This window comes from Nitrosospira multiformis (assembly GCF_003050865.1).
Lineage (GTDB): Bacteria > Pseudomonadota > Gammaproteobacteria > Burkholderiales > Nitrosomonadaceae > Nitrosospira > Nitrosospira multiformis_E.
This window is the reverse complement of sequence record NZ_QAOK01000010.1, coordinates 38,715-65,050: the sequence shown is the minus strand read 5'-3', so window position 1 is coordinate 65,050 and position 26,336 is coordinate 38,715. Positions and strand designations below refer to the sequence as shown.

Below are 26,336 nucleotides of genomic sequence, written 5' to 3'. Positions count from 1 at the left end.
TCCGGATGCTCAGACTTCGTGGCGGCAGTGCGCTTTCTTCTTTCCGGCAGAAAAAACTGGCCGCCGCTCTTAAGGTTTCAGTTCCCCAAGTTTCCCATATTTATGCCGAGTATTGGTATTTTTGCTCGGTTGCGCGCCCGTTGCAGGAAAACGAAATCTCCATTCTGGCAAGGTTGCTCAAGGCGGTACCCGAGGATATTTCGCTGGGCAGCGCAAGTATCCAGTCCAGCGCAAGTATCGGTTCGAGCCGGATACATCTGCCGTCATCGCAAGGCGAGTTGTTTCTGGTCGTGCCACGACCAGGCACCATCTCCCCATGGTCCACAAAGGCAACCGATATCGCACATAACTGTGGATTAGACGCTGTGGCACGGCTGGAGCGAGGGGTGGCTTATTACGTTGAAGCCAGCGAAAAGGTTTCCGGCGAATTTTCCGGCACTGCCAGGCAGTCATTGCTTGTGCTGATACACGACCGTATGACTGAGGCAGTATTCAATTCATTCGAGGACGCGGAGCAGTTGTTCAGGCATTTCGAACCCCTGCCATTCAATGTGGTGGATGTGCTGGAGGGGGGGCGGGACGCATTGCTGAAGGCGAACGGCGAAATGGGACTTGCACTGTCGCCGGAGGAAATCGACTATTTTGCGGACTATTTCCTGAGGGTCGGGCGTAATCCGACGGATGTCGAACTGATGATGTTTGCTCAGGCAAACTCGGAGCATTGTCGCCATAAGATTTTCAACGCGGACTGGGTCATCGATGGTGTGCCGCGGGAGGCTTCCCTGTTTTCGATGATACGTAATACCCACCGCGAGCATCCCGGCGGAACCGTGGTCGCTTACGCGGATAATTCCGCCATTATCGAAGGCGCTGAAATTGCCCGCTTCTATCCCGGGAACGACAACCTGTACGATTACGCGCAAGAGCAGACCCATATCCTGATGAAAGTGGAGACCCATAATCATCCGACTGCGATCTCACCCTTTCCAGGCGCAGCGACCGGCGTGGGAGGCGAAATTCGGGATGAGGGGGCTACTGGGCGGGGCGCCAAACCGAGAGCGGGCCTTTGCGGTTTCTCCGTTTCCAATCTGAATATCCCGGATTTTATTCAACCCTGGGAGTTGCAAGGACCCGCGCCGGAGGAACAAATCTACGGTAAACCGGGGCGCATCGCATCCGCCCTGCAGATCATGCTGGAAGGACCGATCGGGGGCGCTGCATTCAATAACGAATTCGGGCGTCCCAACCTGGCCGGCTATTTCCGCACCTTTGAAGAACGTGTGGCAGGCGAAATGCGCGGCTACCACAAGCCCATCATGCTCGCGGGCGGGATAGGTCACATCAGCGGCAGGCATGCGTTCAAGCAGGAATTTGCATCGGGCGCCCTGCTGGTTCAGCTGGGCGGACCGGGAATGCTGATCGGGCTTGGGGGAGGTGCCGCCTCCAGCATGGATACGGGAATAAATGCGGAGGCGCTCGATTTCGATTCCGTCCAGCGCGGCAATCCCGAAATGGAGCGGCGCGCGCAGGAGGTCATCGATTGTTGCTGGCAGATGGAAAGGCGCGGCCAACCCAACCCGATCCTGTCGATCCACGACGTCGGCGCGGGTGGTCTGTCGAACGCCCTGCCTGAGCTGTTGCATGGTTCCGGCCGCGGCGGACGTGTCGATCTGCGCGCGATTCCATCCGAAGAGCCGGGCATGTCACCCATGCAGATCTGGAGCAATGAGGCGCAGGAGCGCTATGTTCTTGCAATTAGACCGGATTCGCTGGAATTGTTCCGCGCCATTTGCGAGCGCGAGCGCTGTCCCTTCGCCGTAGTCGGCACGGCGACCGTGGAAGAACAACTTGTTGTCGCCGATCCGTTGTTCGGCAATCAGCCGGTCGGCATGGATCTTTCGGTGCTGCTGGGCAAGCCACCGAAGATGATGCGTGATGTTACGCACGTCAGGAAAGCGCTGCCGTCATTCGACGCCGCAGGATTGAATCTTCGGGAAGCGGCATACCGCGTGCTGCGGCTGCCCGCGGTGGCGGACAAGACTTTTCTGATCAGTATCGGGGACCGCACTGTCGGGGGCATGACTGCGCGCGACCAGATGGTGGGGCCATGGCAGGTGCCGGTAGCGGATGTGGCAGTTACCCTGATGGGGTACAGCACCTATCTGGGTGAAGCTTTCGCAGTGGGCGAGCGTACTCCCCTGGCACTGATCGATTCCGCCGCCTCTGCGCGCATGGCGGTGGGTGAAGCCATTACCAACATTGCCGCCGCGCAGATCGAGCACCTCGGAGAAATCAAGCTTTCCGCCAACTGGATGGCGGCAGCAGGACATCCTGGTGAGGACGCGGCCCTGTATGACGCAGTGCAGGCCGTCGGAATGGAATTCTGTCCTCAACTGGGAATCAGCATCCCCGTAGGGAAGGATTCGATGTCGATGAAGACTGTCTGGACTGTCTCGGAAGGCGAGGCCGGGCTTGGCCAATCGGTGCGAAAAGAGGTGATTGCACCGTTGTCCTTGATTGTCTCGGCGTTTGCGAGAGTAACGGATGCGCGCAAGACGCTGACGCCTCAGTTGCGCACAGACTGTGGCGAGACGGAACTCATCCTGATCGATCTGGGGGAAGGACGCAATCGTCTGGGCGGTTCTGCCCTTGCCCAGGTTTACAAGCAGGTGGGAGATGTCGGCCCCGATATAGCAGGCGTTGAGGGTGCGGAGCGGCTCAAAGGTTTTTTTGCCGCCATACAGCGCCTGAACCGTGAAGGCAGCATTATTGCCTACCACGATCGTTCTGACGGGGGGATGTTTGCCACCCTGTGCGAAATGGCTTTTGCCGGGCATGCCGGCATGACCATCAACCTGGACCAGTTGTGCTTTGATTCGATCGCTACCGATATCGATGGTAGCGAGATGCAGCCTGAAGCGCTGGGTCGAAGATTCACGGCAGGCCTCATGTCGGTTCTGTTCAATGAAGAGCTGGGGGCTGTCATCCAGACAAGAACCGATCAGCGCCGGGAAGTGCTGAGTGTTTTGGCGGATGCGGGCCTGGGTGAGGCGAGTTTTGTCATCGGCAGTGTCAATGACGGGGATGAGATCCGGTTTCTGCGCAATAATAAGCCGGTATTCGCGGAGAAACGCGTTGACTTGCATCGCGCCTGGTCGGAGACCACCTGTCAGATGCAAAAGCTCCGCGACAATCCGGAATACGCACAGCAGGAGTATGACCGCATTCTCGATCTGCATGATCCCGGCCTGCATGCGGAGCTCACCTTCGATGTAGATGAGGACATCTGCTCACCTTTCATTCAGGCAGGGGCGAAACCAAAAATAGCGGTGCTGCGCGAACAGGGCGTGAACGGTCACGTGGAAATGGCAGCCGCTTTCGATCGTGCAGGATTTGCCGTCGTTGATGTGCATATGAGCGATATCATCGAGGGGCGTGTCACCCTCAGGGATTACAAAGGCTTCACCGCGTGCGGAGGGTTTTCTTATGGGGATGTGCTGGGAGCAGGGGAAGGCTGGGCCAATTCGATCCTGTTCAATGCGCGCGCCCGCGATGAGTTTGAGGCTTTTTTTGCGCGTGCTGATACCTTTGCCCTTGGCGTATGCAATGGCTGCCAGATGATGAGCAACCTGCATCAGATTATTCCAGGCGCCGAACATTGGCCCAGATTTGTCAGAAACAGATCGGAGCAATTCGAGGCACGGTTTGTCATGGTCGAAGCGCAGCATAGTCCATCGCTGTTTTTCGATGGCATGGCGGGCAGTCGCATGCCCATCGCTGTTGCACATGGGGAAGGCTATGCAGAATTTGCGGATGAGAATGCTGCCTCAGCAGTTTCATCCCTGGTCGCATTGCGTTATGTGGATCATCGGGGTAAGCCGACCGAGCTCTATCCCTTGAATCCCAACGGCTCTCCACAAGGTATCGCCGGCATGACAACTGCGGATGGAAGATTCAGCGTTCTCATGCCGCATCCGGAGCGCGGGTTTCGGGCAGTGCAGCAGTCATGGCATCCCGGCTGGCGCGAGGATGCGCCGTGGATGAGAATGTTCCGCAATGCGCGCAAATGGGTAGATTAACCCGTAGGATTCCCGGTTCTTAATCCGGGATTCCTTTGCCCGGATGAGCAGTGCCTGTAGCGCAGCCACGGCGCACACGTGGGGGCTGCAGGGTCGATATCTGATAAGGAGTATCTGTTGAAAATTTTTAAGGCTGTACCGGTTGCGCCTATTTTCGTGTTTCTCGTTTCCACGTTATTCATGGGAGTTTTCCCGGATACTGCTTTCGCGCAGACCAAACCCGCTGCGGAAAAGTACAAGGAGGATGGAGGAGCCAACAAGGAGACGAGCAAGGAAGCAAACAAGGAAGCGAAAGGCGGTGAATGCGCCCCTGTCTCAGTATGGACCGTTCCCGGTTCTGTTTCCGGTTCAGGGAAAATATCCGTTACCGATGTTATTGGCCGTGCCGCGCGGCAGGAGGTGGTGTTGCTGGGAGAGGCGCACGACAATCCCGAGCACCACCGCTGGCAGTTGCAGACGTTGGCCGCGTTGCATGCGGAGCGGCCGGACATGGTGATCGGTTTCGAGATGTTTCCGCGCAGGGTGCAAAAGGCACTCGACCAGTGGGTTGCAGGCGAGCTCACTGAGGCCCAGTTTCTCGCTGCTTCCGAGTGGAATACGGTCTGGAGCACCGATGCAGCCATGTACATGCCCCTGTTCCACTTCGCGCGCATGAATCGCGTGCCTATGGTGGCATTGAACATCGATACGCGCCTGAGGCGATCGGTTGCGACAAAGGGATTCGCGGGAGTGCCGGAGAATGAACGAGAAGGTGTAACGGCGCCCGCTGAACCGAGCAATGCATACCTCGACTATCTGCTCCCGATCTACGGTGAGCACGATCGCGCAGGCAGGAAAAAGGGGGGCGCCAGTGCGGGCCGTGACGATCCTGATTTTCGCCGCTTCGTGGAAGGCCAGCAACTGTGGGACCGGGCGATGGCGCAAGGCATTCGTTCCGCATTGGAGCGGTCCCAGCGTCCCCTGGTTGTGGGGATCATGGGTTCGGGGCATATCAAATATGGCTACGGTGTTCCACACCAGTTGAAGCATCTGGGGGTGACGGATGTGGGAATGCTGCTTCCCTGGAACAGTGGTACTTCATGTGATCTGCTTACAGCGAACATAGCAGATGCCATATTCGGGACGGCACTGCCGCCACTGGCGGCGGATGAGCGTCCCCGGCAGCGGCTGGGAATCCGTTTCGAGATGGTCCAGGACGGCGGCGCGCGTGTGCTGCAAGTGGAGAAGGGCAGCATCGCCGAGAAAGCGGATATACGTGAAAGTGATTTGATCATCGAGGCCGCGGGCCTGCCTGTCAAGCAGCTCAACGATATCGTGGAAATCGTCAAACGGCAGGCGCCGGGAACATGGCTCCCGCTGAAACTCAAGCGTGGCAGTGATACGATGGAGGCCGTCGCAAAGTTTTCTCCGCCGTCCAAACGATGAACATGATGCAAATAATAATGTCTGCAACGAGGCCGATGATGGGAGGGATGCGAAACAGTCGTATTACAGATTCCGGAAGGAATGTCAGGACTGTTTCGTACGCGTCGCTCCTGATTGTTTGCATAGCAGCAATTTTGTTTTTTCCTGCTGCATTTGCCGCGGAAGCGGCGGAATCGGGTTCCGGTCAGGAGGCTTCTCATGTTGGTTCTCCGGTTGTCGATTCCCCGTTACGCTATGACATCAGCGTTCACATCGATCCGGTGGAGCGCACTCTCAGGGGACGCAGCGTGATCACCGCGAATACCCGAGAGGAGCTGACACTCGTGATAGGCCGCCGTTTCGAAGTGCTGAAGGCGCGGGTGGATGACGAGCAGATCGGGTCGTCTGCGACCGTAGGAGCGATGCGGGCCTGGCGTATTCCGGGGGAAGAGAAGCTTCCCCGTCGTATAGAAATAGAGTGGCGGGGGGAGCTGTCTCCGCTGGATACCTCACTCGATCACCGCCAGACACTGGGGCAGAACGAGCCTGTCAGTGGCGAATCGGGCACGTTCCTGCCTGATTCGAGCGGCTGGTACCCCTATCTTGCAGGTGAACTCGCCAGCTATGATCTGAGCATGGAGCTCCCGGCCGGCCAACGGGGCTTGGTCGCGGGACGCCTCATGGAGGAATCGGAATCGTCGCAGGGATATCGCGCACGTTTTGAATTTCCCGCTCCGACCGGCGGGATCGATCTCATGGCGGGTCCCTACATTGTCGAAACCCGGACGATCCGCAGCGCGGGGGGCAAGCCCATCGTGCTGAGAACCTATTTCCATCGGGAAGTCGGGGATCTTGCAGGAGAGTACCTCGATTCGGTCAAGGGGTATATCGATCTTTATGAATCCTGGATCGGCGCCTATCCATTCACGGAGTTCAGCATCGTCTCAAGCCCGACACCGACGGGTTTTGGCATGCCCACGCTCACCTATCTCGGTCTGGAGGTACTGCGGCTGCCTTTCATTCGCGCAACTTCCTTGGGCCATGAAGTATTGCACAACTGGTGGGGAAACGGCGTGTATCCTGATTATGCAAAAGGCAACTGGTCGGAAGGGTTGACTACCTTTATGGCCGATTATGCATATAAAGAACGGGAGAACGATGCGGCGGCGCGGGAAATGCGGCAGGGCTGGCTGCGTGATTTTGCCGCGCTATCACCCAGTCAGTATGCGCCGCTGACGAGCTTTACCTCCCGCACGCACGGGGCTTCGCAAATCGTCGGTTACAATAAGGCCGCCATGGTATTTTTGATGCTGCGCGACTTGCTCGGGCGGGAAACCTTCGATCGCGCACTCCAGGCATTCTGGCGCGAGCAGCGCTTTCGCGTTGCGTCGTGGGAAGATCTGCAGCGCGCCTTTGAGGCTGCTTCCGGCCGGAACCTGCACGCATTCTTCGATCAATGGCTCACCCGCCCCGGTGCGCCAGCCGTGCGATTGACGGAAGCGGTGCGAGTGAAGGCAGAGGGGGAAAACCGCCATGTTTCCGTCACGCTCGAGCAAACGGAGCCCGCGTATCGGCTGCGAGTACCGATTGCCGTTCGTACCCAGCAAGGGGAGGAAATTCGCACCGTCGATCTCGAGAACACGCGGCAGGTGTTTTCCATCGAGACTGATGCCCTCCCGCTGGAAGTGATACTCGATCCCGATCTCCGCCTGTTCCGGCATTTGATGCCACAGGAGGCGACCCCGATCCTGCGCCAGGTGATGGTGAACAAGACAACGGTAACCGTTTTACTGCCGGAAAGCGGACCCGTCCGCGATGCCGCGGAGGTCCTGGTGACCAAGCTTCAACATCGCGCACCGAAACTGATTCCAGGTACGGACAATATGCCGGCCGCGCCGGCCCTGGTGATAGGCCTCCAGGATCAGGTGGATGCGTGGCTGGCGCGGCACGAGTTGCGCAGGCCGGAGGATATAAAGGGTAAAGGCTCGGCCCAGGCCTGGACTACGCGCTTGCCCGACGGTACCACGCTTGCGGTCGTTTCCGCACGCGACATCGAGTCACTGGCGGCGTTGACCCGACCACTGCCGCACTATGGCCGCCAGAGCTATGTCGTGTTCGAGGGGGCGAAAGCGGTCAGTAAGGGCACATGGCCTACCCGTCCACAAGCGGTGAAACTCGATTGAGAGAGTGGACGATTTCCTCTTTGGCCGGCTTTCTTTTCGTTTTACCTTGGCATCCCCAAATGGACCAGGATGGCATCCTCCACCGCCAGCATATCGGTCCAATTTAGGGACTTTAAAGCCGGTTCTTGTTAGAATAATAAAGATTTACATAATTACTTGGAGTATTTGATGGCTGTCGAGCGAACCCTGTCTATCATCAAGCCGGATGCAGTGGCAAAAAATATAATAGGAGAAATTTACTCCCGTTTTGAACGGAACGGACTGAAAATAGTCGCATCACGGATGCTGCGCCTATCCCAGGCTGATGCTGAGGGTTTTTACGCGGTCCATCGGGAGCGTCCGTTCTTCAATGATCTGGTCAGATTCATGATTTCCGGTCCCGTCGTGGTGCAGGTGCTGGAAGGCGAGGATGCCATCAGAAAAAACCGGGATCTGATGGGGGCGACCGATCCGAGGAAGGCCGAAAAAGGGACGATTCGGGCAGATTTTGCCGAGAGTATCGATGCGAACGCTGTGCATGGCTCGGATGCACCCGAAACCGCGGCGATTGAGATCGCCTATTTCTTTCCAGAACTCAACATTTATTCGCGATAAGGGGATCACGGCTCAGGTATGAGCATCAATCTTCTGGATTTCGATGCGAAAGGGCTTACCGGCTTCTGTGCGGAAATCGGTGAGAAGCCGTTCCGCGCCCGCCAACTGCTGCGCTGGATACATCGGGCCGGTGAAGCCGATTTCGATGCCATGAGCGACCTCGCGAAAGGATTGCGGGAAAAGTTGTCTGCTGCCGCGGTGATAGAACCTCCGAAAGTTATCAGCGATCATACCGCTCCCGATGGCACTCGCAAATGGCTGCTGTCGGTCGGCGCGGGCAACGGAATCGAGACAGTTTATATACCGGAAAAGAGTCGGGGGACACTGTGTATTTCCAGTCAGGTAGGGTGTGCGCTCGCGTGCGCATTTTGTTCCACCGGGAGGCAGGGGTTCAATCGGAATCTGACGGTGGCGGAAATCATCGGCCAATTGTGGTGGGCGAATAAAGCGCTGACGGAAACGTTCACGAGCGAAGCCGGACGCGAGCGTCCCGTCACCAATATAGTCATGATGGGGATGGGGGAGCCGCTGACAAATTTCGAGAATGTAGTGACCTCGCTCGACCTGATGCTGGACGATAACGCCTATGGCTTATCACGGCGCCGGGTGACCGTGAGCACGTCGGGAATAATTCCGGCCATGGACCGTCTCCGCGAACGTTGTCCGGTAGCGCTGGCGGTATCCCTGCATGCTCCCAACGATGCGTTGCGCGATCAATTGGTGCCGATCAACCGAAAATACCCGATCAGGGAACTGCTGGCCGCATGCGAGCGCTATCTTCAATCCGCGCCACGAGATTTCATCACTTTTGAATATGTCATGCTGGATGGCGTCAACGACAGCATGGCACAGGCGCATGAATTGGTGCAACTGGTAAGGGACATTCCCTGCAAGTTTAACCTGATTCCGTTCAATCCTTTTCCTGATTCAGGTTTCAGGCGTTCTTCCGCAAATGCCGTATCCCGTTTTCGTGATGTATTGATGGAGGCAGGACTGGTGACTACGGTACGCAAGACGCGGGGGGATGATATTGCCGCGGCCTGCGGCCAACTCGCGGGAAAAGTCCTCGACAAGACACGGCGGGTTCACCGCAGCATTGCGGAAGCAGCTGGATGAGGCAGGTTCGGACGTATTTTTCCGGTCGGCAACTACAGCTGGAGACGTGAAGGCGTAAAAGCGATTTGCGGATATGAAGCGGCAGGTAACATGAGGATGGGGTGAGGGAATGGAAGCTCCTGAAAGTAGCAACATCGAGCAGCATGAGGAACCAAAACAAACCGGAGAGCAGGTTGGCCAAGTGCTGCGCGCTGCGCGGCTGGAACGCGGCCTGGATATTGAGGACGTTGCGCGGCAGTTACGCTTTGCAGCGCGGCAGGTGACGGCACTCGAAGAGGATGAATACGATAAGCTTGCCGGCGGCCCTTTTCTGCGCGGATTCGTGCGCAATTATGCCAAATTGCTGCAACTGGATGAGGTGCCGTTATTGAAGTTGCTTGAACAGTCGGTTCCTCCTCCGACTGCGCATGTGGGGCGGCCTCCAAGCGAGGAGATCCCTTTCCCCTCCGGAGTGGAGTATCTGAAACGCAACGTGCTTATCGGCGGAGGAGTTTTCCTGGCGATCACCCTGCTGGGTTACGCGATCTATAGCGGTGACGAGGCTCCAGTTGCCGAACAGCCCGACATGGCAATGGAATCGGAGAAAGACACCGAGCAGCCGACTCTTTCATTCCCGTTTGCGCCGCAGGCGCCCACCGCAGAAGCGCCGGAATCCCAGGCTCCCGCACCTTCCGCGCTTGCTCCCGATATGGATTCCCCGCCAGAGCCGGGTATTGCCGCCCTCCAGGAGACAGCACCTTCTGCGGATACGGGTAGAGAGCAGGACACGGCGGCGTCCGCTCATAAAGACGAGACTGCCGGGAGCGGTACCGAAGCTTCGGCAGGGGAGCCTCTCACGCTGCCTCTTGCGCCGCCACCAGTGCCGCCAACTCCTCCCGCGGCATCCGCAGCTCCAGGTGGGGAGCCTGCCAAGGTCGCAGTGACTCCGAAGCTGCCTCAGGTGGCAGTTGCTCCAAAGTCACCTCAGGTCGCAGTGACTCCGAAGCCATCTGAGGTCGCAGTGACTCCGAAGCCGCCTCAGGTCGCAGTGGCTCCGAAGCCGCCTCAGGTCGCAGTGGCTCCAAAGCCACCTGAGGTCACAGCTGCTCCGAAGCCACCTCCTGCAAAAGCTGGAATTCGTCTGACGTTTGCCGGGGAGTCATGGGTGCAAGTCAAGGATGGCAGCGGTAAATTGCTTCTCTCAAGAGTCAATCCTCCTGGCAGCGAGCAGGTGCTGCGTGGTAAGCCGCCCTATTCCCTCATGATCGGAAACCCGGGCCAGGTCAAGCTTGTCTACAATAACAGTCCGGTCGATCTCTCGACTTTCGCCAAACTTCCCGGTGGAATGGCACATCTCGTGCTCCAATAGATTTCAATTTCAACACGGCATCTCATATTCCTCATGTCTATGGCTCAAAGTGCTTTTCCCCCACGCCGGAACAGCGTGGGCGTTCAGGTAGGTTCGATCCGGATCGGTGGAGGCGCGCCCGTCGTGGTGCAATCCATGACCAATACCGATACGGAAGATGAAATCGCCACCACCGTGCAAGTGGCGCAGCTTGCGCGTGCCGGATCTGAACTGGTGCGCATTACCGTCAATACGCCCGAAGCCGCCAAGGCAGTGCCGGGCATCAGGGCACGCCTCGACGATATGGGTTGCCACGTTCCCCTGATAGGCGATTTTCACTTCAACGGCCATAAACTGGTAACAGAGTATCCCGGCTGCGCACAGGCGCTGGCGAAATACCGTATCAATCCGGGCAATGTCGGGCATGGAAAGAAACGCGACGAACAGTTTTCCATTCTGATCGAAGCAGCCTGCAAGTATGAAAAACCGGTGCGCATCGGGGTCAACTGGGGAAGCCTCGATCCCGAGTTGCTGGCGCGCATGATGGACGAGAATGCCCGCTCCGGGGACCCGAAGGATGCCTCCGCGGTAATGTACGAAGCCTTGATTACCTCTGCGCTTCAAAGCGCTGAGCGCGCGGAGGAGATCGGGCTGGGTCGTGACAGAATCATATTGTCATGCAAGATGAGCGGGGTGAGAGATCTCATTACCGTTTATCGCGCCCTTGCATCCCGCTGCGACTATGCGCTGCACCTGGGGCTCACCGAGGCGGGCATGGGCTCGAAGGGGATTGTTGCTTCCACGGCGGCACTGTCGGTACTGCTTCTCGAAGGTATCGGCGATACGATACGCATATCGTTGACGCCCGAGCCAGGGGGGGACCGCTCGCGCGAAGTGATCGTGGCTCAGGAGATACTGCAAACCACCGGTTTGCGCGCTTTTGTGCCTTTGGTTGCCGCCTGTCCCGGCTGCGGCCGTACCACCAGCACCTATTTTCAGGAGCTGGCGGAAAGCATCCAAGGTTACGTGCGCGACCAGATGCTGGTATGGCGCGAAGAATACGAAGGTGTGGAAAACATGACGCTCGCTGTGATGGGCTGCGTGGTCAATGGCCCCGGCGAAAGCAAGCATGCCAATATCGGCATCAGCCTGCCAGGTTCGGGGGAACGGCCGGTGGCGCCGGTATTTGTGGATGGCCAGAAGTCTGTAACACTGAAAGGCGACAATATCGCAGGGGAGTTTCGCCAGATAGTCGATGAATATGTGCAGATGAAATACCCGAAGAAAGCAGTCGATGCCCACTAGGGGGATTCAGGCCGTACGCGGGATGAACGACATCCTGCCTGATCAGATTTACCGATGGGAGTTCTTCGAGCAGAGTGTCCGCGACTGGATGGCGGCTTATGGTTACCGCAATATCCGCATGCCGATAGTCGAGCAGACCGACCTGTTTGTGCGTTCCATCGGAGCGGTTACAGATATCGTCGAGAAAGAGATGTACACCTTCGTGGATCATCTCAACGGCGAGAGCCTGACTCTGCGGCCGGAAGGAACCGCGTCCTGCGTGCGTGCGGTCCTTGAGCATAACCTGCTCTACTCCGGACCGCAACGGCTGTATTATTCGGGCGCGATGTTCCGCCACGAGCGTCCGCAAAAAGGACGTTACCGGCAATTCCACCAGGTCGGCGCCGAGGCCCTGGGATATGCCGGCCCCGATATCGATGCCGAGCTTATCATCATGTGCGCCGACTTGTGGAAGCGGCTCGGTGTTTCCGGGGTGCGGCTCGAAATCGGGACGCTTGGCAGCGCGGAGTCGCGCTCCGTGCATCGCACCCGCCTGATCAGCTACCTGCAGCGGCATCTAGGCAAGCTGGATGAGGATGCATCCAGGCGCCTGCACAGCAACCCCCTGCGCATACTCGACAGCAAGAATGCCGGGATGAGAGAGATTATCGAGGGCGCTCCGCGGTTATTGGATGACCTGGACGAGGACTCTCTCCTTCATTTTGAAGGTTTGCAGCAAATCCTGCGCGAGCAGGGGATCGACTTCGAGATCAACCCGCGGCTGGTACGGGGGCTGGATTATTATAATCGCACCGTATTCGAATGGGTCACCGACAAGCTGGGAGCGCAGGGAACCGTCTGCGCAGGCGGACGTTATGACGGACTGATAGAACAGGTTGGCGGCAAGGCTACTCCCGCGTGCGGATTTGCCCTGGGAGTGGAACGGGTACTGGCACTGGTGATGGACAGTATCATCCCTCAGGCTCCTCCTGATGTCTACGTGATTCACAAAGGCGACGCCGCGGCCGGGTTTGCCTGGAAAACGGTAAGACATCTGCGTGACCACGGGTTCCAGGCAATTCTGCATTGCGGAGAAGGCAGCTTCAAGGCGCAGATGAGAAAGGCCGACGCGAGCGGGGCGCGTTTTGCGGTCATCATCGGAGATGATGAAGCACAAGCCGGCGAAGTAAGCATCAAGCCGCTGCGGGAAGCAGCCGAGCAGGTCCGGACGGGGCTTGCGGAAGCTGCCGACCTGCTGAAAAGGGCCTGAATCAGAAGAATTCAATTCAACTCGGGAAGGTAAATGGCAGCATATAATCCGGAAGAGCAGGAAAATATAGACGAGCTGAAGTCCTGGTGGAACACGTATGGCACGTTGGTGATTGTGATTGTCGCAGTTTTCATCGCAGGTATCGGCGGCGCGCAGGCATGGAACTACTACAAGAAGCAGAAAACCGAGCAGGCCCTGGAATTGTATGATTCCGTGCTGCAGGTTCAGGGGAGTGGCGATGCAAAAAAAATCAGCGACGCTGCCGGTCTGGTGATGGAAAGCTTTCCGAGTAGCGGTTACGCGTCGCGTGCGGCATTGATATCGGCTCAGGCCAGTTTCAACGCCGGAGATTTGCAGAACACGAAAAACCGCCTGCAATGGATGCTCGACAATTCTGGGGAAGAAGAGCTGAAAGACATGGCGCGATTACGTTTGACGGGCGTATTGCTGGATGAGAAAAAATACGACGAGGCGCTGCGCCTGCTTGAAATCAGCCATGGGGAATCCTTCGACGGACTCTATGCCGATCGCCGGGGCGATGTGCTGGCGGCCACCGGGAAAATTGGGGAAGCCCGGGCGGCTTATCAAACAGCGCTTGCCAAGATAAACGGCGGCGGCACTTACCATGATATCGTGCAGATGAAGCTGGATGCGCTGCCAGGCGCCAAATAGTTACAGTTTCGATATAAGCTGGATAAGCCGGCGCGAGTTCGCCAGCCCTTGCAGCTTGCTGCAGCCGGTCCATTCTGGAAGCCGCCCCTTAACCTGATATGCCTTGATCGGCACGTTGATTTTTTCGTAACTACTCCTTCTCATAAACAGGAAAATGCGCGCAAGCAAAGCGTCAGCGGATGAGTTGCTGAATGTGTTTCCTATGTCTGCGGGTGCGCCGGGAAGCACTACGGCCGGCGCCAGTGAGGTACACAGGGAAATCGCACTCCCGGAAGAGTCGCGCCTGTTTCACCTGGCGGATAGTGCATTCTGGCGCTATGTTCTATTGCTCGTATCGTCCTTCACGCTTTCCGGATGCGCAGGCATGGTAGACATGGTGCGCGATGTGAGCCGCAGCCTTGCTGATATCGATGTATCCGGTGTTACGGATCTTTTCGGACCAGGTGAGGTTCAAATGAGCCCGGAGCAGATCGCACAACTGGAGGTGATACCCAGCACGCGCCCCGGCTGGGAGGCGGGCGTCGAGGAAAGCCCGGCGACTGTATTTCTGCCGGTTTTCAGCGATGGGGCTATCTACGCGGGAGGGCCGGATGGCCGTCTTGTGCGTTTCGACGCAGCATCAGGCAAGGCTTCAGGCGTCATCGACACCAAGCATTCTCTCGCGGGTGGAATCGGCGCGGGAGATGGTATGCTGCTGGTAGGCACTTTCAAGGGCGAAGTGCTGGCTTTTGACGAGAAAAGCGGCAAACCGAAGTGGACTGCGAATCTTTCAACGGAAGTGCTGAGCCCTCCGCATGCCGGAATGGGTGTGGTAGTCGTTCGCACGGGAGACGGTCGTATATACGGATTGGATAGCGAGAGCGGCAAGCGCAAGTGGGTTTATCAGGGCGCTACTCCATCACTGACGGTACGGAGTTTCGCTGGCGCGCTGATTGCCGATGACAGGGTATATGCCGGTTTTGCCGGAGGCAGGCTCGTGGCGCTGAATCTTTCGAACGGCAGTCTGGTTTGGGAGGCAATGGTGTCACGGCCCAGAGGCGCCACAGAACTTGAGCGAATTTCGGATGTTACCAGTTTGCCCGTTCTGGATGAGCAACAGGTGTGCGCTGTTGCCTACCAGGGGCGTATCGCCTGCTTCGATATTACAGCCGGTAACCAGATCTGGGCCCGGGATGTATCCAGCAATGCTGGTCTGGCCATGGATGACAATTATGTTTATGTGAGCGAGAACAGGGGCGGAATAGTGGCTTACGACAAAAGGGATGGCACCAGCGTATGGGCGCAGGATCTGCTCAACGGGCTCAGGTTATCCGCTCCGCTGGCGCACGGCGCTCGCATCGTGGTAGGAGATTCTCAAGGTTATGTAAATTTCATCAGGAAGGATAATGGCGCCATTATTGCGCGCTCCGGAACCGACGAAAGTGCCATTACCGCCCGTCCCATATCCTTGCCCAATGGTATCGCGGTACAAACCCGGAAAGGCGGAGTTTTCGCGTTTGGCGCCTAGTTGTGTGCCTAGTCGGGTGCGCGCCTGCTCGGGCGGCGGGTCACTCGTGTTTGAAAATTCACTTCTGAGGAACACGTCGGGTAAAGCTGCTCCACGCTTCAAATCCGGTCCTTTTGCGCGCCTTGTATCATAGCCCCAGGCCTCTGTTTTAGACGAAAGCTGAAATCATGAAACCCACTCTCGTACTGGTAGGGCGATCCAACGTCGGCAAGTCCACGCTCTTTAATCGTCTGACACGCAGTCGCGACGCGCTGGTGGCCGATATACCGGGATTGACGCGCGACCGTCATTACGGACACGGCAAGCTGGGCGACAGGCCATATCTCGTGGTCGATACCGGAGGCTTCGAGCCCATGGCGACGGAAGGCATCCTGCACGAGATGGCGAAGCAGACGCTGCAGGCAATTGACGAGGCTGACATCGTGCTCTTCATCGTGGACGGTCGAAGCGGTTTGACAGCTCAGGACAAAATTGTCGCCGAGCAACTTCGCAAATCGGGGCGCCGAACCCTGCTGGCGGTAAACAAGACCGAAGGCATGGCTGCTTCCGTCGTTACTGCGGAGTTTCACGAACTGGGACTGGGCGAGCCTTGCGCAATTTCCGCCGCCCATGGCGAAAACGTGAATGAACTGGTGACGCTGGCGCTTCAGGATTTTCCCGACGAACCTGAGCAGGAAAGAAAAGACGAGCATCCGAAAATCGCCATCGTGGGTCGTCCGAATGTGGGGAAATCAACGCTCGTGAATACCCTGCTGGGAGAGGAGCGTGTCATCGCGTTTGATCAGCCGGGAACCACGCGCGACAGCATCCATATCGATTTTGAGCGGAATGGGCGCACCTATACCCTGATCGATACAGCCGGTTTGCGCCGCCGCGGCAAGGTGCAGGAGGCCGTGGAAAAGTTTTCCGTGGTGAAAACCCTGCAGGCGATAGAAGACGCCAACGTGGTGATACTGGTGCTGGATGGGCGCAGTGAGATTTCGGATCAGGATGCGCACATTGCCGGATTTATCCTGGAAGCGGGACGGGCACTGGTGCTGGCCGTGAACAAGTGGGACAGCCTGGATGAGTACCAACGCGACATAATCAAGCGCGATATCAGTCGTAAATTGCCGTTTCTGCAGAATTTCGCCCGGTTTCACTACATCTCGGCGCTACATGGCACTGGCACGAAAGGACTGCTGCCCTCTGTCGATGTCGCCTATGGAGCGGCGATGGCTCATCTGCCCACTCCCAGGCTTACCCGCACGCTATTGGCCGCAGTGGAGAAGCAGCCACCCCCGCGCGCTGGTATGTCACGTCCCAAGCTGCGCTACGCCCACCAGGGTGGCTCGAATCCGCCATTGATTGTCATCCATGGCAATGCGCTCAATGCCGTGCCGCAAACCTATCAGCGTTATCTGGAAAATACATTTCGCGACGCCTTCGAGTTGGAGGGGACGCCGCTGCGGATAGAATTCAGGACAGGCCGCAATCCCTACGCGGAAAAGAGCCGCGCTCCGCTCACCGAAGCCGAGGCAAAACGGGCCCATCGCCGCCGACGCTATGGGCGGAAGAAGTATGGGTAACGGATGGCGGAAGATTTCTCAATGCAATATCCGTGGCACGCTCAGAATGAACTCCGGAATGGGCGCGTCGAAGCGCAGGCCATCCTCGGCCACCATCTGGTAGCTGCCTTTCATTGATCCTACCGGTGTCGAGATGGCCGTGCCGCTCGTGTATTCATAGCTGTCTCCCGGCTTCAGCAACGGTTGCTCCCCCACCACTCCCAGACCTCTTACCTCCTGTACGCCGCCGGTGCCATCGGCAATGACCCAGTGCCGGCTGATGAGCTGAGCAGTGACTGTACCGGTGTTGGAAAGAACGATCGTATAGGCGAATACATAGCGGTCCAGCGCCTCGTCCGATTGTTCCGGAAGATAGGTGGTATGAACCTTTACCGCGATCTCGTATCTTTTTCCTTCAGCCATACTGGCATTGCACACTATTTTCCGGTTCAGGGCAAGGGCAGCACACCGCAAAATCATTGGAACGATTTTTCAGGATTGCAAGAGATCGCAACCAGGAGCAGCAGCTTTAAAGGCAGACGCCACTAACGCCGCAAGGCAATTTACGGTTAAAATCGAGCTTTTTTGATCATCACAAGGACGCCCTTCATGGCCAATTACCGCATTGCTCCAAGCATTTTATCTGCCAACTTTGCCAAGCTGGGCGAGGAAGTTTCCGGAGTTATCGATTCCGGCGCGGATTTTATCCATTTCGATGTGATGGATAATCATTATGTACCCAATCTGACTATCGGACCCCTTGTGTGCGAGGCCATTCGGCCGGTAACCGATGCGATTATCGACGTGCACCTGATGGTCGAACCGGTTGACCGTATCGTTCCGGATTTCGCGAAAGCGGGAGCTAATATCATTTCCTTTCATCCGGAGGCAACGCGTCATATCGATCGCACCATCGGGCTCATCAAGGAGCAGGGATGTATGGCGGGACTCGTTTTCAACCCCGCCACGCCGTTGAATTATCTTGACCACGTTCTCGACAAGCTGGACCTGATACTGATCATGTCGGTCAATCCTGGCTTCGGGGGACAGAAATTCATTCCGGAAGCGCTGCCGAAGCTGCGGGAAGTGCGAAAACGCATCGATGAGAGCGGCAGGAATATACTGCTGGAAATCGACGGCGGCGTGAAAGTGGATAACATCGCGGAAATTGCGCGCGCTGGAGCAGATACTTTCGTTGCCGGTTCCGCAATTTACAGCGCAGGAAAGGACAGCGATCCCCACCGGTATGACACGATCGTCTCAGCCCTGCGAGCAGAACTGAAGAAGGTTTGAGCAGGCCCGTGAGCAGGCTCCCGAAGTCTGGAGCGATCCGTCTGGAAGTCGCTTTGTCGCTTATACGAACGAGCCGGTATCATTTTTCAATGAATATGGATAACACGACGTGAACAAAAGCTTTTCTCCGCTTGCACGTGCTTCTTCCCCTGATACGCATTTTCCCCTGCCGATCAAAGCAGTCATGATCGATCTCGACGGCACCTTGCTCGATACGGCGCCTGATCTTGCCACAGCTGCCAATATGATGCTGAAGGAACTGGGGAAAGCCGAGCTTCCGCTGGAAACCATCCAATCCTATATTGGCAAAGGGATAGAAAAGCTGGTGAAACGCTCGCTCACCGGCGACCTCGATGGCGAGCCCGATGCAGACCTTTTGCAGCGTGCAATGCCGCTGTATGAGCAGAGCTACGAAAAAACGCTGTATGTGGACACGCGTGCGTATCCCGGCGTGCGCGAGGGATTGAACGCATTGCGCGCAGGCGGCTTCCGGCTTGCTTGCGTGACTAACAAGGCAGAGGCTTTTACCTTGCCGCTGCTTCGTGCGGCGGAATTGCTGGATTACTTCGATATCGTGGTTTCGGGCGATAGTCTGCCGAAAAAGAAACCAGACCCGATGCCTTTGCTGCACGCTTGTGAACGCTTCGAAATCGGGCCCCGTGAGATGCTGCTGGTCGGGGATTCGCTGAACGATGCCCAGGCTGCGCGTGCGGCGGGTTGTCACGTCTTTTGTGTTCCCTATGGATACAACGAAGGGCGCGACGTATACGAACTCGATTGCGATGCGATCGTCCCATCGTTATATGAGGCAACAAAGCTGATCCAGAAATCGTCATGAGCAACGGAAAAACGGAAAAGGAAAGATATGCAACCCAGGGATGGTGCTACTGGCACTGTGGGGGTTGGCGTTGGCGGTTCGATAGACATTGATCCGGTCTGCGGTATTTTTTCATTTTCTGTTTTTTGGAGCCTGAATCATGACGGAAGCAGAATTCCATGCCTTGGCGGCAAAGGGCTACACGCACATTCCTGTCGTCCTCGAAACTTTTGCCGATCTTGACACTCCGCTGTCAGTTTATCTGAAGCTGGCGAATGAGCCTTATTCCTATCTGCTGGAATCCGTCCAGGGCGGCGAGCGTTTTGGACGTTATTCAGTTATCGGCTTACCCGCCCGCAGTCGAATCGAAGTGCGCGGCAGCGATGTCAGCGTAATCGACCCCAGCAGCAGGCAGGTATTCCAGTCGGAAGATCCCCTTGCTTTCGTTCAATCCTATATGGCGCGCTTCAGGGCGGCACCTTATCCCGGGTTGCCCCGCTTTTGCGGTGGTCTCGCGGGCTACTTTGCATACGATACGGTGCGTTATATCGAGCGCAGGCTCGCTGGCGAGCACGCGCACAGGCTGTCCGATACGCTTGATACGCCGGACATCCTGCTGCTGGTTTCGGAGGAGCTGGCAGTGGTGGATAATCTTTCCGGCAAGCTCTACCTCATTGTATATGGGGACGCTGCTCTGGAGGGCGCCTATTCCAGCGCCCGGAAACGGTTGAAGGAACTGCTGGGATATCTCCGGGAACCATTGCGGATTCCATTGGAAGCGCCGTGTGAATCGGGTGCGCCCGTATCGGAGTTCGCGGAGGCAGATTTCATTTCGGCAGTGGAGCGAGCCAAGCGCTACATTTTTGATGGCGATATCATGCAGGTGGTGCTGTCGCAGCGCACCAGCAAACCGTACAGCGCCTCGCCGCTCGCACTGTATCGTGCGCTGCGCAGCCTCAATCCTTCTCCCTACATGTTTTATTACCACCTCGGCAGCTTTTACGTGGTGGGAGCCTCGCCCGAAATCCTGGTGCGGCTCGAGGGTGGAACGGTTACGGTACGGCCGATCGCGGGAACCCGTCCACGTGGCAAAACTATGGCAGAAGACGCGGCACTGGCGGCTGATCTGCTCGCTGACCCGAAAGAGCGGGCGGAGCATGTAATGCTGATGGACCTGGGGCGCAACGATGCAGGACGCGTAGCGCAGATCGGAACGGTAAAGGTGACAGAGAACATGCGCATCGAGCACTACTCCCACGTCATGCACATTGTTTCCAATGTCGAAGGCCGGCTCAAGCCCGGCCTGAACGCGATGGATGTGCTGCGTGCCACCTTTCCCGCGGGCACCGTGAGCGGCGCGCCGAAGGTGCGGGCAATGGAAATCATCGATGAACTGGAAGTCTCGAAGCGCGGAATCTATGCGGGTGCAGTCGGATATCTGGGATTCAACGGGGATATGGATCTGGCTATCGCCATCCGCACGGGCGTGATCAAGGATGGCAAACTGCATGTCCAGGCGGGCGCCGGCATCGTAGCCGATTCAGTTCCTCAAAGCGAATGGGTGGAGACGCAAAACAAGGCCAGGGCGCTGCTGCGCGCAGCGGAGATTGCGGAGGGCGGGTTGGACAGCAGGATTGAATGAAAACGGAAATAACGCTAGCCATGAATGCTTGAACGTGAGGAGATTACGCAAGCACTTCGCTACGTGGTGTGGCGAAGAGCGCGACGTAATGCTTGCAACCGTCGGGAAGCATCAGGGCGCAAGTTGATATTCAACCTTATTCTCACTGACTGTGATCTGACCGCTGGATTGCAGTTCATCGAGGATTGAGGTGATATCTTCCGCAGTCAGTTTCTTTTGAAAAGCGGCATCGATTGTGTTGCGAAGTGCGTTAACCGTTCGGGGAAGGGCGGAACGGCGACTCTTGAGATCTGACGATATCCGGGAAAGTCTTTCAAGTCGAAGCCCATTGCTCTCGGTGCTGTAAGGGGTTTCCTTACTGCTGTAGCACGCTGGGCATTTAAATTGCCCTCTCTGGTTCAGTACGATGCGCAATTTTTCCTTCAGGGACTTGTTCGCGAGCAGTGCATTCAGCGATTTGCAGCAGGCAACACAGTTATCCTCGCTGTTGGCGCCGCCATTTGCTCGCGCTATCAAGTGCTCCACGCTCGCTTCCGTCGCAGGAATGTGTTGGTCGCAGAAGAAGCACCGGCCGCCCTGTACAAACATGAGTTTTTCGAGTTGTTTCGCCATATGCGTTAATTGCGGAACAGTGGTCTGCTCCTGCTGGACCACTCAAACGGCTATGAAGGATGCTGTCAATAACGGCTGCCGGGAGGAAGTGCTTTAATTTTGTGGAGGCGCTTATGCCTGTCAAGAGGAGAGGCAAAAGGCAATACATCCCTGCAGGATCGTTGAGATCCGCATGATGAGGCGTATCAGGAAGCGTTGGGGTGGTTCTCGAAGCACAACTTTCGTTAATGAGTGTTATCGCCCCTCATAGACCCAATCGAGCAGTGCATCCATCGCAACCTGTCCGCTCTCCGCGCGTGGGTGGTTGATGAAAAAAACCACGACCGAGCGCCTGCCCGACTTGTCGCGCACATAACCCGCCATGGTTTTTACCCCCTCCAGCAGGCCTGTCTTGATATGGGCCTGCCCGGCGGCAGCGCTGCGGTTCAGCCTTTTCTTCATGGTGCCGTCCACTGCGGCGATGGGCAGGGAAGAGATAAACTCGGGCATGACATGGCTCTGGAATGCGGCGAGCAGCAGTTGGCCCATGTGCCCGGCGCTGATGCGTTCATTCCGCGACAAGCCAGCCCCGTTTTCCAGGATCAGCTCGGGAAAGACCAGTTGGCGGGAAGCGAGCCATTGCCGCATGGCCTTTTCCGATCTGGCGAGAGTCGCGCGTGACCCGGGGGGATTTTCCCCGGTTCCATCCAGGGAAGGCATTGTTCCATTTTCGGCGGCTCGGCCATTCCCGTAGCCGATGCTGAAGGAAGCCGGCATTACTTGCGGTTCCCTGAACGGTTCGCTGCCCAGCCCCAAGGTGAGATAGAGCTGCCGCGCGGCGGTATTGTTGCTGAACTTGTTGATATCGCGCACGATATCTGCCAGGGGAGGAGACTGGTGGGTTTCCAGCGGAACAGTTCCTCCCGGAGCGGCACTCCTGCGCACGGTGCCGCGCAGAACACCCCCCTGCTGCTCCCACAATTGCCTGAACAGGTCGAAGGTATAGCGGGCAGTGTCGTGAACACTGAGGAACAGGGTTTTTTCACCGCACCCAAAGGCATAGCTGCCCTTGAGCGTCACGGACACGCGGCTGTCGAGGCCGGGGCCGGACTGAATATCCGTGCCAAGGGCGTCCTTCCAGTCATTGCATGCACCGTTGGTGAGCGTCAGGCTGTTTTTGAGGTCGAGAGATGGCAGCAGGGGGTCCACCACGATGCGCACGCTCCTGCTTTCCGGCTGCGGCAGCAGTCGCAGCGCGAGCGTCCGGTAATTCACCATCAGCGCTTCGGGGAGGACGTTGTATGCGCGATAGGGCTTGCCGTCGAACGCGGCGGGATCGCTGCCGGGGAGGTCGAAATGGCTGCTGTCGAGCACCAGGTCGCCGGTGATCTCGCGCAATCCGGTCTGGCGCAGCCGTCGGGTGAGCAGCCAGAAGTTCTCCAGATTCAACCTCGGATCACCGTAGCCCTTAATGACCAGATTACCGTGAAGCGCCTCATCCCGTATGATTCCATCCGCGTACAGTTCCGTCTTCCATGCGTACGCCGGCCCCAACAGTTCCAGTCCGGCGAATGTAGTCAGAAGCTTCATCACCGAGGCCGGGTTCATGCCGGTGCCGGCATTGACAGCCAGAAGCGGCTGTCCTGCGCCGGTTTCATGCACGTAAATGCCGACAGCGGACCGGGGGATGCCCGCCTGCGCGAGCGCATGTTTTACCGGGGCAGGCAGGTCGAGCGCCAAACCCGGCAGCGGCAGGAAGACAAGCAGGCTGCATAATGCCCACTTTACTGCCCGTGCTAGCGGTGCGCGATGCAAGTTTGTCAGTGAGTTTCCGGACGAGTTTCTGGTCAGGTTTTTCTGCGGCTTTTCCAGCGAGTTTTCCAGAAGTGTGAGCAGGGCCATGCTAGATCTCAACGGTTGCGGATTGGACAGGAATACTTGCATTCCAGTTCAGTTTCTGCCGGATGGCGTCGGCCAGGATGGCGCAAATCGAAGGTTCTCCATGAACGAGGAAAGTCCGGGCGGGAGGAGGGTCGAAGTGGCTCAACCAGGCGAGCAGGTCGGCCTGGTCCGCATGGGCCGACAGACCGCCGATGGTATAGATCTCCGCCCGGACGGGCACATTTTCGTTGAAAATCTTCACCGATCTGACTCCGTCCACCAATCTGCGCCCCAGCGTGCCCACCGCCTGGAAGCCGGTAATGAGTATGCTGCATTCCGGCCTGCCCAGATTGTACTTTAGATGATACTTGATCCTGCCCGCGTCGCACATTCCGCTTGCCGAAATGATAACGGCTCCCTTTCGTATGCTATTGAGGCGCATCGATTCCTCGACGCTCTGAACGAAATGGATGCGCGGCTTGCCGCTGTTGTGGCGCAGCCACTTCATCGCGTCCGACATCTCCTCATCGAGCAGCCGGGTATGCTTGAGAGTGATCTCCGTGGCTGCCAGCGCCATGGGAGAATCCACATAGATATCCATCTCGCCGATTTTGCCCTGACGGTAAAGATCGATCAGAAGAAAAAGCAGGTCCTGCGTTCGCCCCACCGTGAAGGCCGGCACGATGATATTGCCGCCTTTTCGCAGGAGCGTGTCATTGATGGCGTGAACGAGCTCATCCAGCGTATCAGCCATGTTGCGGTGCAACCGGTTGCCGTAGGTCGATTCCAGCAGCAACACATCAGCCTGATGCACAGGGGCAGGGTCCTTTATGACGGGATGACCCGGCTGGCCGAGATCGCCGGAAAATACCAGCTTCCTGTGCCTGTTGCCGGAAGTCAGCCCCAGTTCGATGATGGCCGAACCGAGAATGTGGCCGGCATCGCGAAAAACACAACGCACTGAAGGATGCGGGAGGATTTCCTCATCGTAATCCGCGCTCCTGATCTGCCACTCGGCTTCCTTTTCCTGAATATAGGCACTGTCCTTGAGCATCACGGCGAGCAGATCGGCAGTGGCGGCGGTGGTGTAGATTGGCCCCCGGAACCCAAGCATGGCAAGGCGCGGCAATAATCCGGAATGATCGATATGCGCGTGGGTCAGCAGGACAAAATCGATCGTTTCGGGGCCGCAATCGAAGGCCTCGCGATTCTTGCGGTCCGCTTCCCGGCCGCCCTGGAACATCCCGCAGTCCACCAGAAACCGTACCTGGGGCGTTTCGATCAGAAAGCAGGAACCCGTGACTTCGCCTGCCGCGCCGAGAAAAGTCAGTCGCATGGGAGTTTGCTCAGCATGCGTTTTCACCATGAATCCAGCGCCGCCAGTGTGCCTGCCACCACTAGGTCCATTTCCTGCTCGTTGATCACATACGGCGGCATGAAGTAGACGGTGTTTCCCAGTGGCCGCAGGGACAGCTCCTGCCTGAGCGCAGCCTGGAAAAATTTTCCGGAAAACGACGGGTCGGAAGTTTCGACTTCGAACGCCCAGATCATCCCGCAATTGCGGAAGTTCCGCACCAGCGGATGCCTTGTGATAGGCGCGGATGCCTGATTGAGATAGCGAGCCTTGATGCGGTTCGCCTCGATGATTCCGTCCTGCTCGAAAATATCCAGCGTTGCGAGCGCGGCCCGGCAGGCCAGCGCATTTCCGGAATGAGTATGGGAATGCAGAAAGGCGTGCGCCGTGCTGTCGCCGTAGAAGGCAGCGTAGATGCCCTCCGTGGTCATCACGACCGAGAGAGGAAGATAGCCCGCCGTCAAACCCTTACCGATGCAGAGGAAATCCGGCAGGATACCGGCCTGCTCGCAGGCGAACAGCGTTCCCGTCCTGCCGAACCCAACCGCGATTTCATCCGCGATGAGATGCACCTGGTACCGGTCGCAGATCTCCCGTGCCCGCCTGAGATAATCGGGGTGGTACATGCCCATGCTGGCTGCCCCCTGAACCAGCGGTTCCAGGATGAGCGCGGCGGTTTCCGCATGATGCGCCGCAAGGTGCGTTTCGAGCGCCGCGGCGGCGCGCAGGGCATGTTCCTGCGGCGATTCGCCCCCCGAGGCATGGCGCCAGTCCGGAGTGGGAACATGATTGCCCGGCCGCAGGAGCGGCGCATAGGTTTCCCTGAAGAGCGCCACATCCGTGACCGCAAGCGCACCCAGCGTTTCGCCGTGATAGTCGTTCTGCAGGCTGACGAAACGGTTCTTTTCAGGACGGCCGAGGTTGTGCCAGTAATGAAAACTCATCTTCAGCGCAATCTCAATGGCGGATGCGCCATCGCTCGCATAAAAGCAATGCCCCAGCTGGTTCGATACCAGTTTGCCCAGGCGCTCGGACAATTCCACCACCGGTTCATGCGTGAATCCGGCCAGCATGACATGCTCCAGACGGTCGAGTTGCTCGCGAATGGCTGCGTTGATGCGCGGGTTGGCGTGACCGAACAGATTGACCCACCAGGAACCGAGGGCATCGAGATACCGTTTGCCGTCGCCGTCGTACAGCCACACCCCCTCCGCGCGTGAAATGGTAATGAGCGGCAGCGATTCATGCTGCTTCATCTGCGTGCAGGGATGCCAGACCGAATTCAGGCTGCGTTGGTACAAGGACTCAGTGGGACTCATTGGGACTCATTGGGACTCATCGTTCATCTGCGGGTGGGCATCATGGGAAAAACAATCGGGAAACTGGTAGTAACTGGTGGTAGTGGGAAGCAATGAGATGGAAAGCGGTGGAATGCATGGGATACAGGGGAACACGAACGCGACATCATACCGTGCATCGCCCGGCAGGTGAACATGCGGGCGAGCAGGCAGTGCAAACGTCATGCCGTCTGCTATCAGCGGTCAGCGGCACCACGCTTATTTCACCTCCTGTAGCTGATCCGCGTGCTGCTCAGTGCTGCGCTTCAGTAATCAAAATCCGGTTCATCAAATTTTGAGATGACGCATCTTTTCCCCCCTGTTTCCCGCAATGCCGACAAGCTGTCGCCCGGATAATTCACCAGCATAAAGGGAGGGGGAGGGCACGGCCGCATAAGGACGCGCAGGTTCAGGCAGATCGAATGGGATAGAAGTCCT

The 26,336-nt window shown here is 57.5% G+C and carries 20 protein-coding genes; 14 read left to right on the top strand and 6 right to left on the bottom strand.

Features of this window, described 5'->3' with window-relative positions; translation table 11 throughout:
• Positions 1-5: 5 nt before the first annotated feature.
• The 11 genes from purL (at position 6) to der (ending at position 17,004) form a co-directional block, all read left to right on the top strand.
• Positions 6-4,079 carry a phosphoribosylformylglycinamidine synthase gene (gene purL / locus C8R21_RS07040; RefSeq protein ID WP_107762103.1) on the top strand — a complete coding sequence of 1,358 codons (4,074 nt, stop codon included), beginning with the start codon at positions 6-8 and terminating at the stop codon, positions 4,077-4,079.
• A gap of 117 nt (positions 4,080-4,196) precedes the next feature.
• Positions 4,197-5,504, top strand: a complete 1,308-nt coding sequence (locus tag C8R21_RS07035; protein ID WP_107762066.1) for a ChaN family lipoprotein — start codon at positions 4,197-4,199, stop codon at positions 5,502-5,504.
• Positions 5,505-5,638: 134 nt separating this feature from the next.
• Complete coding sequence (locus C8R21_RS07030) at positions 5,639-7,666, top strand: M1 family metallopeptidase (RefSeq protein WP_258192297.1); 2,028 nt, start codon at positions 5,639-5,641, stop codon at positions 7,664-7,666.
• A 168-nt stretch (positions 7,667-7,834) separates the two neighbouring features.
• Positions 7,835-8,260 carry a nucleoside-diphosphate kinase gene (gene ndk / locus C8R21_RS07025; protein WP_074975446.1) on the top strand — a complete coding sequence of 142 codons (426 nt, stop codon included), beginning with the start codon at positions 7,835-7,837 and terminating at the stop codon, positions 8,258-8,260.
• Between the two features lie 18 nt (positions 8,261-8,278).
• A complete protein-coding gene (gene rlmN, locus C8R21_RS07020) occupies positions 8,279-9,376 on the top strand; it encodes a 23S rRNA (adenine(2503)-C(2))-methyltransferase RlmN (protein WP_107762065.1) in 1,098 nt (365 codons plus the stop codon).
• Between the two features lie 109 nt (positions 9,377-9,485).
• A complete protein-coding gene (locus tag C8R21_RS07015) occupies positions 9,486-10,724 on the top strand; it encodes a helix-turn-helix domain-containing protein (RefSeq protein WP_107762064.1) in 1,239 nt (412 codons plus the stop codon).
• Positions 10,725-10,757: 33 nt separating this feature from the next.
• Positions 10,758-12,008: a flavodoxin-dependent (E)-4-hydroxy-3-methylbut-2-enyl-diphosphate synthase gene (gene ispG / locus C8R21_RS07010; RefSeq protein WP_375135998.1), complete on the top strand. Its 1,251-nt coding sequence runs from the start codon at positions 10,758-10,760 to the stop codon at positions 12,006-12,008.
• Positions 11,998-13,257 carry a histidine--tRNA ligase gene (gene hisS / locus C8R21_RS07005; protein WP_107762062.1) on the top strand — a complete coding sequence of 420 codons (1,260 nt, stop codon included), beginning with the start codon at positions 11,998-12,000 and terminating at the stop codon, positions 13,255-13,257. The genes ispG and hisS overlap by 11 nt, the downstream gene beginning before the upstream one ends.
• Positions 13,258-13,290: 33 nt before the next feature.
• Positions 13,291-13,929, top strand: coding sequence for a tetratricopeptide repeat protein (locus tag C8R21_RS07000; RefSeq protein ID WP_107762061.1), 639 nt, complete (start codon positions 13,291-13,293; stop codon positions 13,927-13,929).
• Positions 13,930-14,083: 154 nt separating this feature from the next.
• Entirely contained in the window at positions 14,084-15,436 is a 1,353-nt protein-coding gene (gene bamB, locus C8R21_RS06995; protein ID WP_107762060.1) for an outer membrane protein assembly factor BamB, read from the top strand.
• Positions 15,437-15,603: 167 nt separating this feature from the next.
• Positions 15,604-17,004 (top strand): ribosome biogenesis GTPase Der, encoded by a 1,401-nt coding sequence (der, locus tag C8R21_RS06990; protein WP_074975440.1) that lies wholly within the window; start codon positions 15,604-15,606, stop codon positions 17,002-17,004.
• Between the two features lie 18 nt (positions 17,005-17,022).
• On the opposite strand, the gene apaG is transcribed toward der, so the two are convergent.
• The gene (gene apaG / locus C8R21_RS06985; RefSeq protein ID WP_074975439.1) at positions 17,023-17,406 is read right to left on the bottom strand and encodes a Co2+/Mg2+ efflux protein ApaG; all 384 of its coding nucleotides are present in this window, start codon (positions 17,404-17,406) and stop codon (positions 17,023-17,025) included.
• 186 nt (positions 17,407-17,592) lie between these two features.
• On the opposite strand from apaG, the gene rpe reads away from it, so the two are divergent.
• From rpe to trpE, 3 genes are all read left to right on the top strand, one after another.
• Entirely contained in the window at positions 17,593-18,276 is a 684-nt protein-coding gene (rpe, locus tag C8R21_RS06980; protein WP_107762059.1) for a ribulose-phosphate 3-epimerase, read from the top strand.
• Positions 18,277-18,385: 109 nt separating this feature from the next.
• On the top strand, positions 18,386-19,114 hold the full coding sequence (locus C8R21_RS06975; protein WP_074975438.1) for a phosphoglycolate phosphatase: 729 nt from the start codon (positions 18,386-18,388) through the stop codon (positions 19,112-19,114).
• Between the two features lie 139 nt (positions 19,115-19,253).
• Positions 19,254-20,735 (top strand): anthranilate synthase component I, encoded by a 1,482-nt coding sequence (gene trpE, locus C8R21_RS06970; protein WP_107762058.1) that lies wholly within the window; start codon positions 19,254-19,256, stop codon positions 20,733-20,735.
• Positions 20,736-20,846: 111 nt separating this feature from the next.
• Here the strand turns inward: trpE and C8R21_RS06965 are convergent, their stop codons facing one another.
• The 5 genes from C8R21_RS06965 to C8R21_RS15640 form a co-directional block, all read right to left on the bottom strand.
• A complete protein-coding gene (locus tag C8R21_RS06965; protein WP_107762057.1) occupies positions 20,847-21,347 on the bottom strand; it encodes an HNH endonuclease in 501 nt (166 codons plus the stop codon).
• Between the two features lie 234 nt (positions 21,348-21,581).
• Positions 21,582-23,228 (bottom strand): D-alanyl-D-alanine carboxypeptidase/D-alanyl-D-alanine endopeptidase, encoded by a 1,647-nt coding sequence (gene dacB / locus C8R21_RS06960; protein WP_107762056.1) that lies wholly within the window; start codon positions 23,226-23,228, stop codon positions 21,582-21,584.
• Position 23,229: 1 nt separating this feature from the next.
• Positions 23,230-24,543 carry an MBL fold metallo-hydrolase RNA specificity domain-containing protein gene (locus tag C8R21_RS06955; RefSeq protein WP_107762101.1) on the bottom strand — a complete coding sequence of 438 codons (1,314 nt, stop codon included), beginning with the start codon at positions 24,541-24,543 and terminating at the stop codon, positions 23,230-23,232.
• 23 nt (positions 24,544-24,566) lie between these two features.
• Positions 24,567-25,880, bottom strand: a complete 1,314-nt coding sequence (gene bioA, locus C8R21_RS06950) for an adenosylmethionine--8-amino-7-oxononanoate transaminase (RefSeq protein ID WP_107762055.1) — start codon at positions 25,878-25,880, stop codon at positions 24,567-24,569.
• A 6-nt stretch (positions 25,881-25,886) separates the two neighbouring features.
• Complete coding sequence (locus C8R21_RS15640) at positions 25,887-26,084, bottom strand: hypothetical protein (RefSeq protein WP_146162455.1); 198 nt, start codon at positions 26,082-26,084, stop codon at positions 25,887-25,889.
• Between the last annotated feature and the right edge of the window lie 252 nt (positions 26,085-26,336).

Bases quoted from the DNA above. Each gene is read 5' to 3' on its own strand.
- purL (WP_107762103.1), top strand. From the start codon at position 6: ATGCTCAGACTTCGTGGCGGCAGTGCGCTTTCTTCTTTCCGGCAGAAA.
- ndk (WP_074975446.1), top strand. From the start codon at position 7,835: ATGGCTGTCGAGCGAACCCTGTCTATCATCAAGCCGGATGCAGTGGCA.
- rlmN (WP_107762065.1), top strand. From the start codon at position 8,279: ATGAGCATCAATCTTCTGGATTTCGATGCGAAAGGGCTTACCGGCTTC.
- C8R21_RS07015 (WP_107762064.1), top strand. From the start codon at position 9,486: ATGGAAGCTCCTGAAAGTAGCAACATCGAGCAGCATGAGGAACCAAAA.
- ispG (WP_375135998.1), top strand. From the start codon at position 10,758: ATGTCTATGGCTCAAAGTGCTTTTCCCCCACGCCGGAACAGCGTGGGC.
- hisS (WP_107762062.1), top strand. From the start codon at position 11,998: ATGCCCACTAGGGGGATTCAGGCCGTACGCGGGATGAACGACATCCTG.
- C8R21_RS07000 (WP_107762061.1), top strand. From the start codon at position 13,291: ATGGCAGCATATAATCCGGAAGAGCAGGAAAATATAGACGAGCTGAAG.
- bamB (WP_107762060.1), top strand. From the start codon at position 14,084: ATGCGCGCAAGCAAAGCGTCAGCGGATGAGTTGCTGAATGTGTTTCCT.
- der (WP_074975440.1), top strand. From the start codon at position 15,604: ATGAAACCCACTCTCGTACTGGTAGGGCGATCCAACGTCGGCAAGTCC.
- apaG (WP_074975439.1), bottom strand. From the start codon at position 17,406: ATGGCTGAAGGAAAAAGATACGAGATCGCGGTAAAGGTTCATACCACC.
- rpe (WP_107762059.1), top strand. From the start codon at position 17,593: ATGGCCAATTACCGCATTGCTCCAAGCATTTTATCTGCCAACTTTGCC.
- trpE (WP_107762058.1), top strand. From the start codon at position 19,254: ATGACGGAAGCAGAATTCCATGCCTTGGCGGCAAAGGGCTACACGCAC.
- C8R21_RS06965 (WP_107762057.1), bottom strand. From the start codon at position 21,347: ATGGCGAAACAACTCGAAAAACTCATGTTTGTACAGGGCGGCCGGTGC.
- dacB (WP_107762056.1), bottom strand. From the start codon at position 23,228: ATGGCCCTGCTCACACTTCTGGAAAACTCGCTGGAAAAGCCGCAGAAA.
- C8R21_RS06955 (WP_107762101.1), bottom strand. From the start codon at position 24,543: ATGCGACTGACTTTTCTCGGCGCGGCAGGCGAAGTCACGGGTTCCTGC.
- bioA (WP_107762055.1), bottom strand. From the start codon at position 25,880: ATGAGTCCCACTGAGTCCTTGTACCAACGCAGCCTGAATTCGGTCTGG.
- C8R21_RS15640 (WP_146162455.1), bottom strand. From the start codon at position 26,084: ATGACGTTTGCACTGCCTGCTCGCCCGCATGTTCACCTGCCGGGCGAT.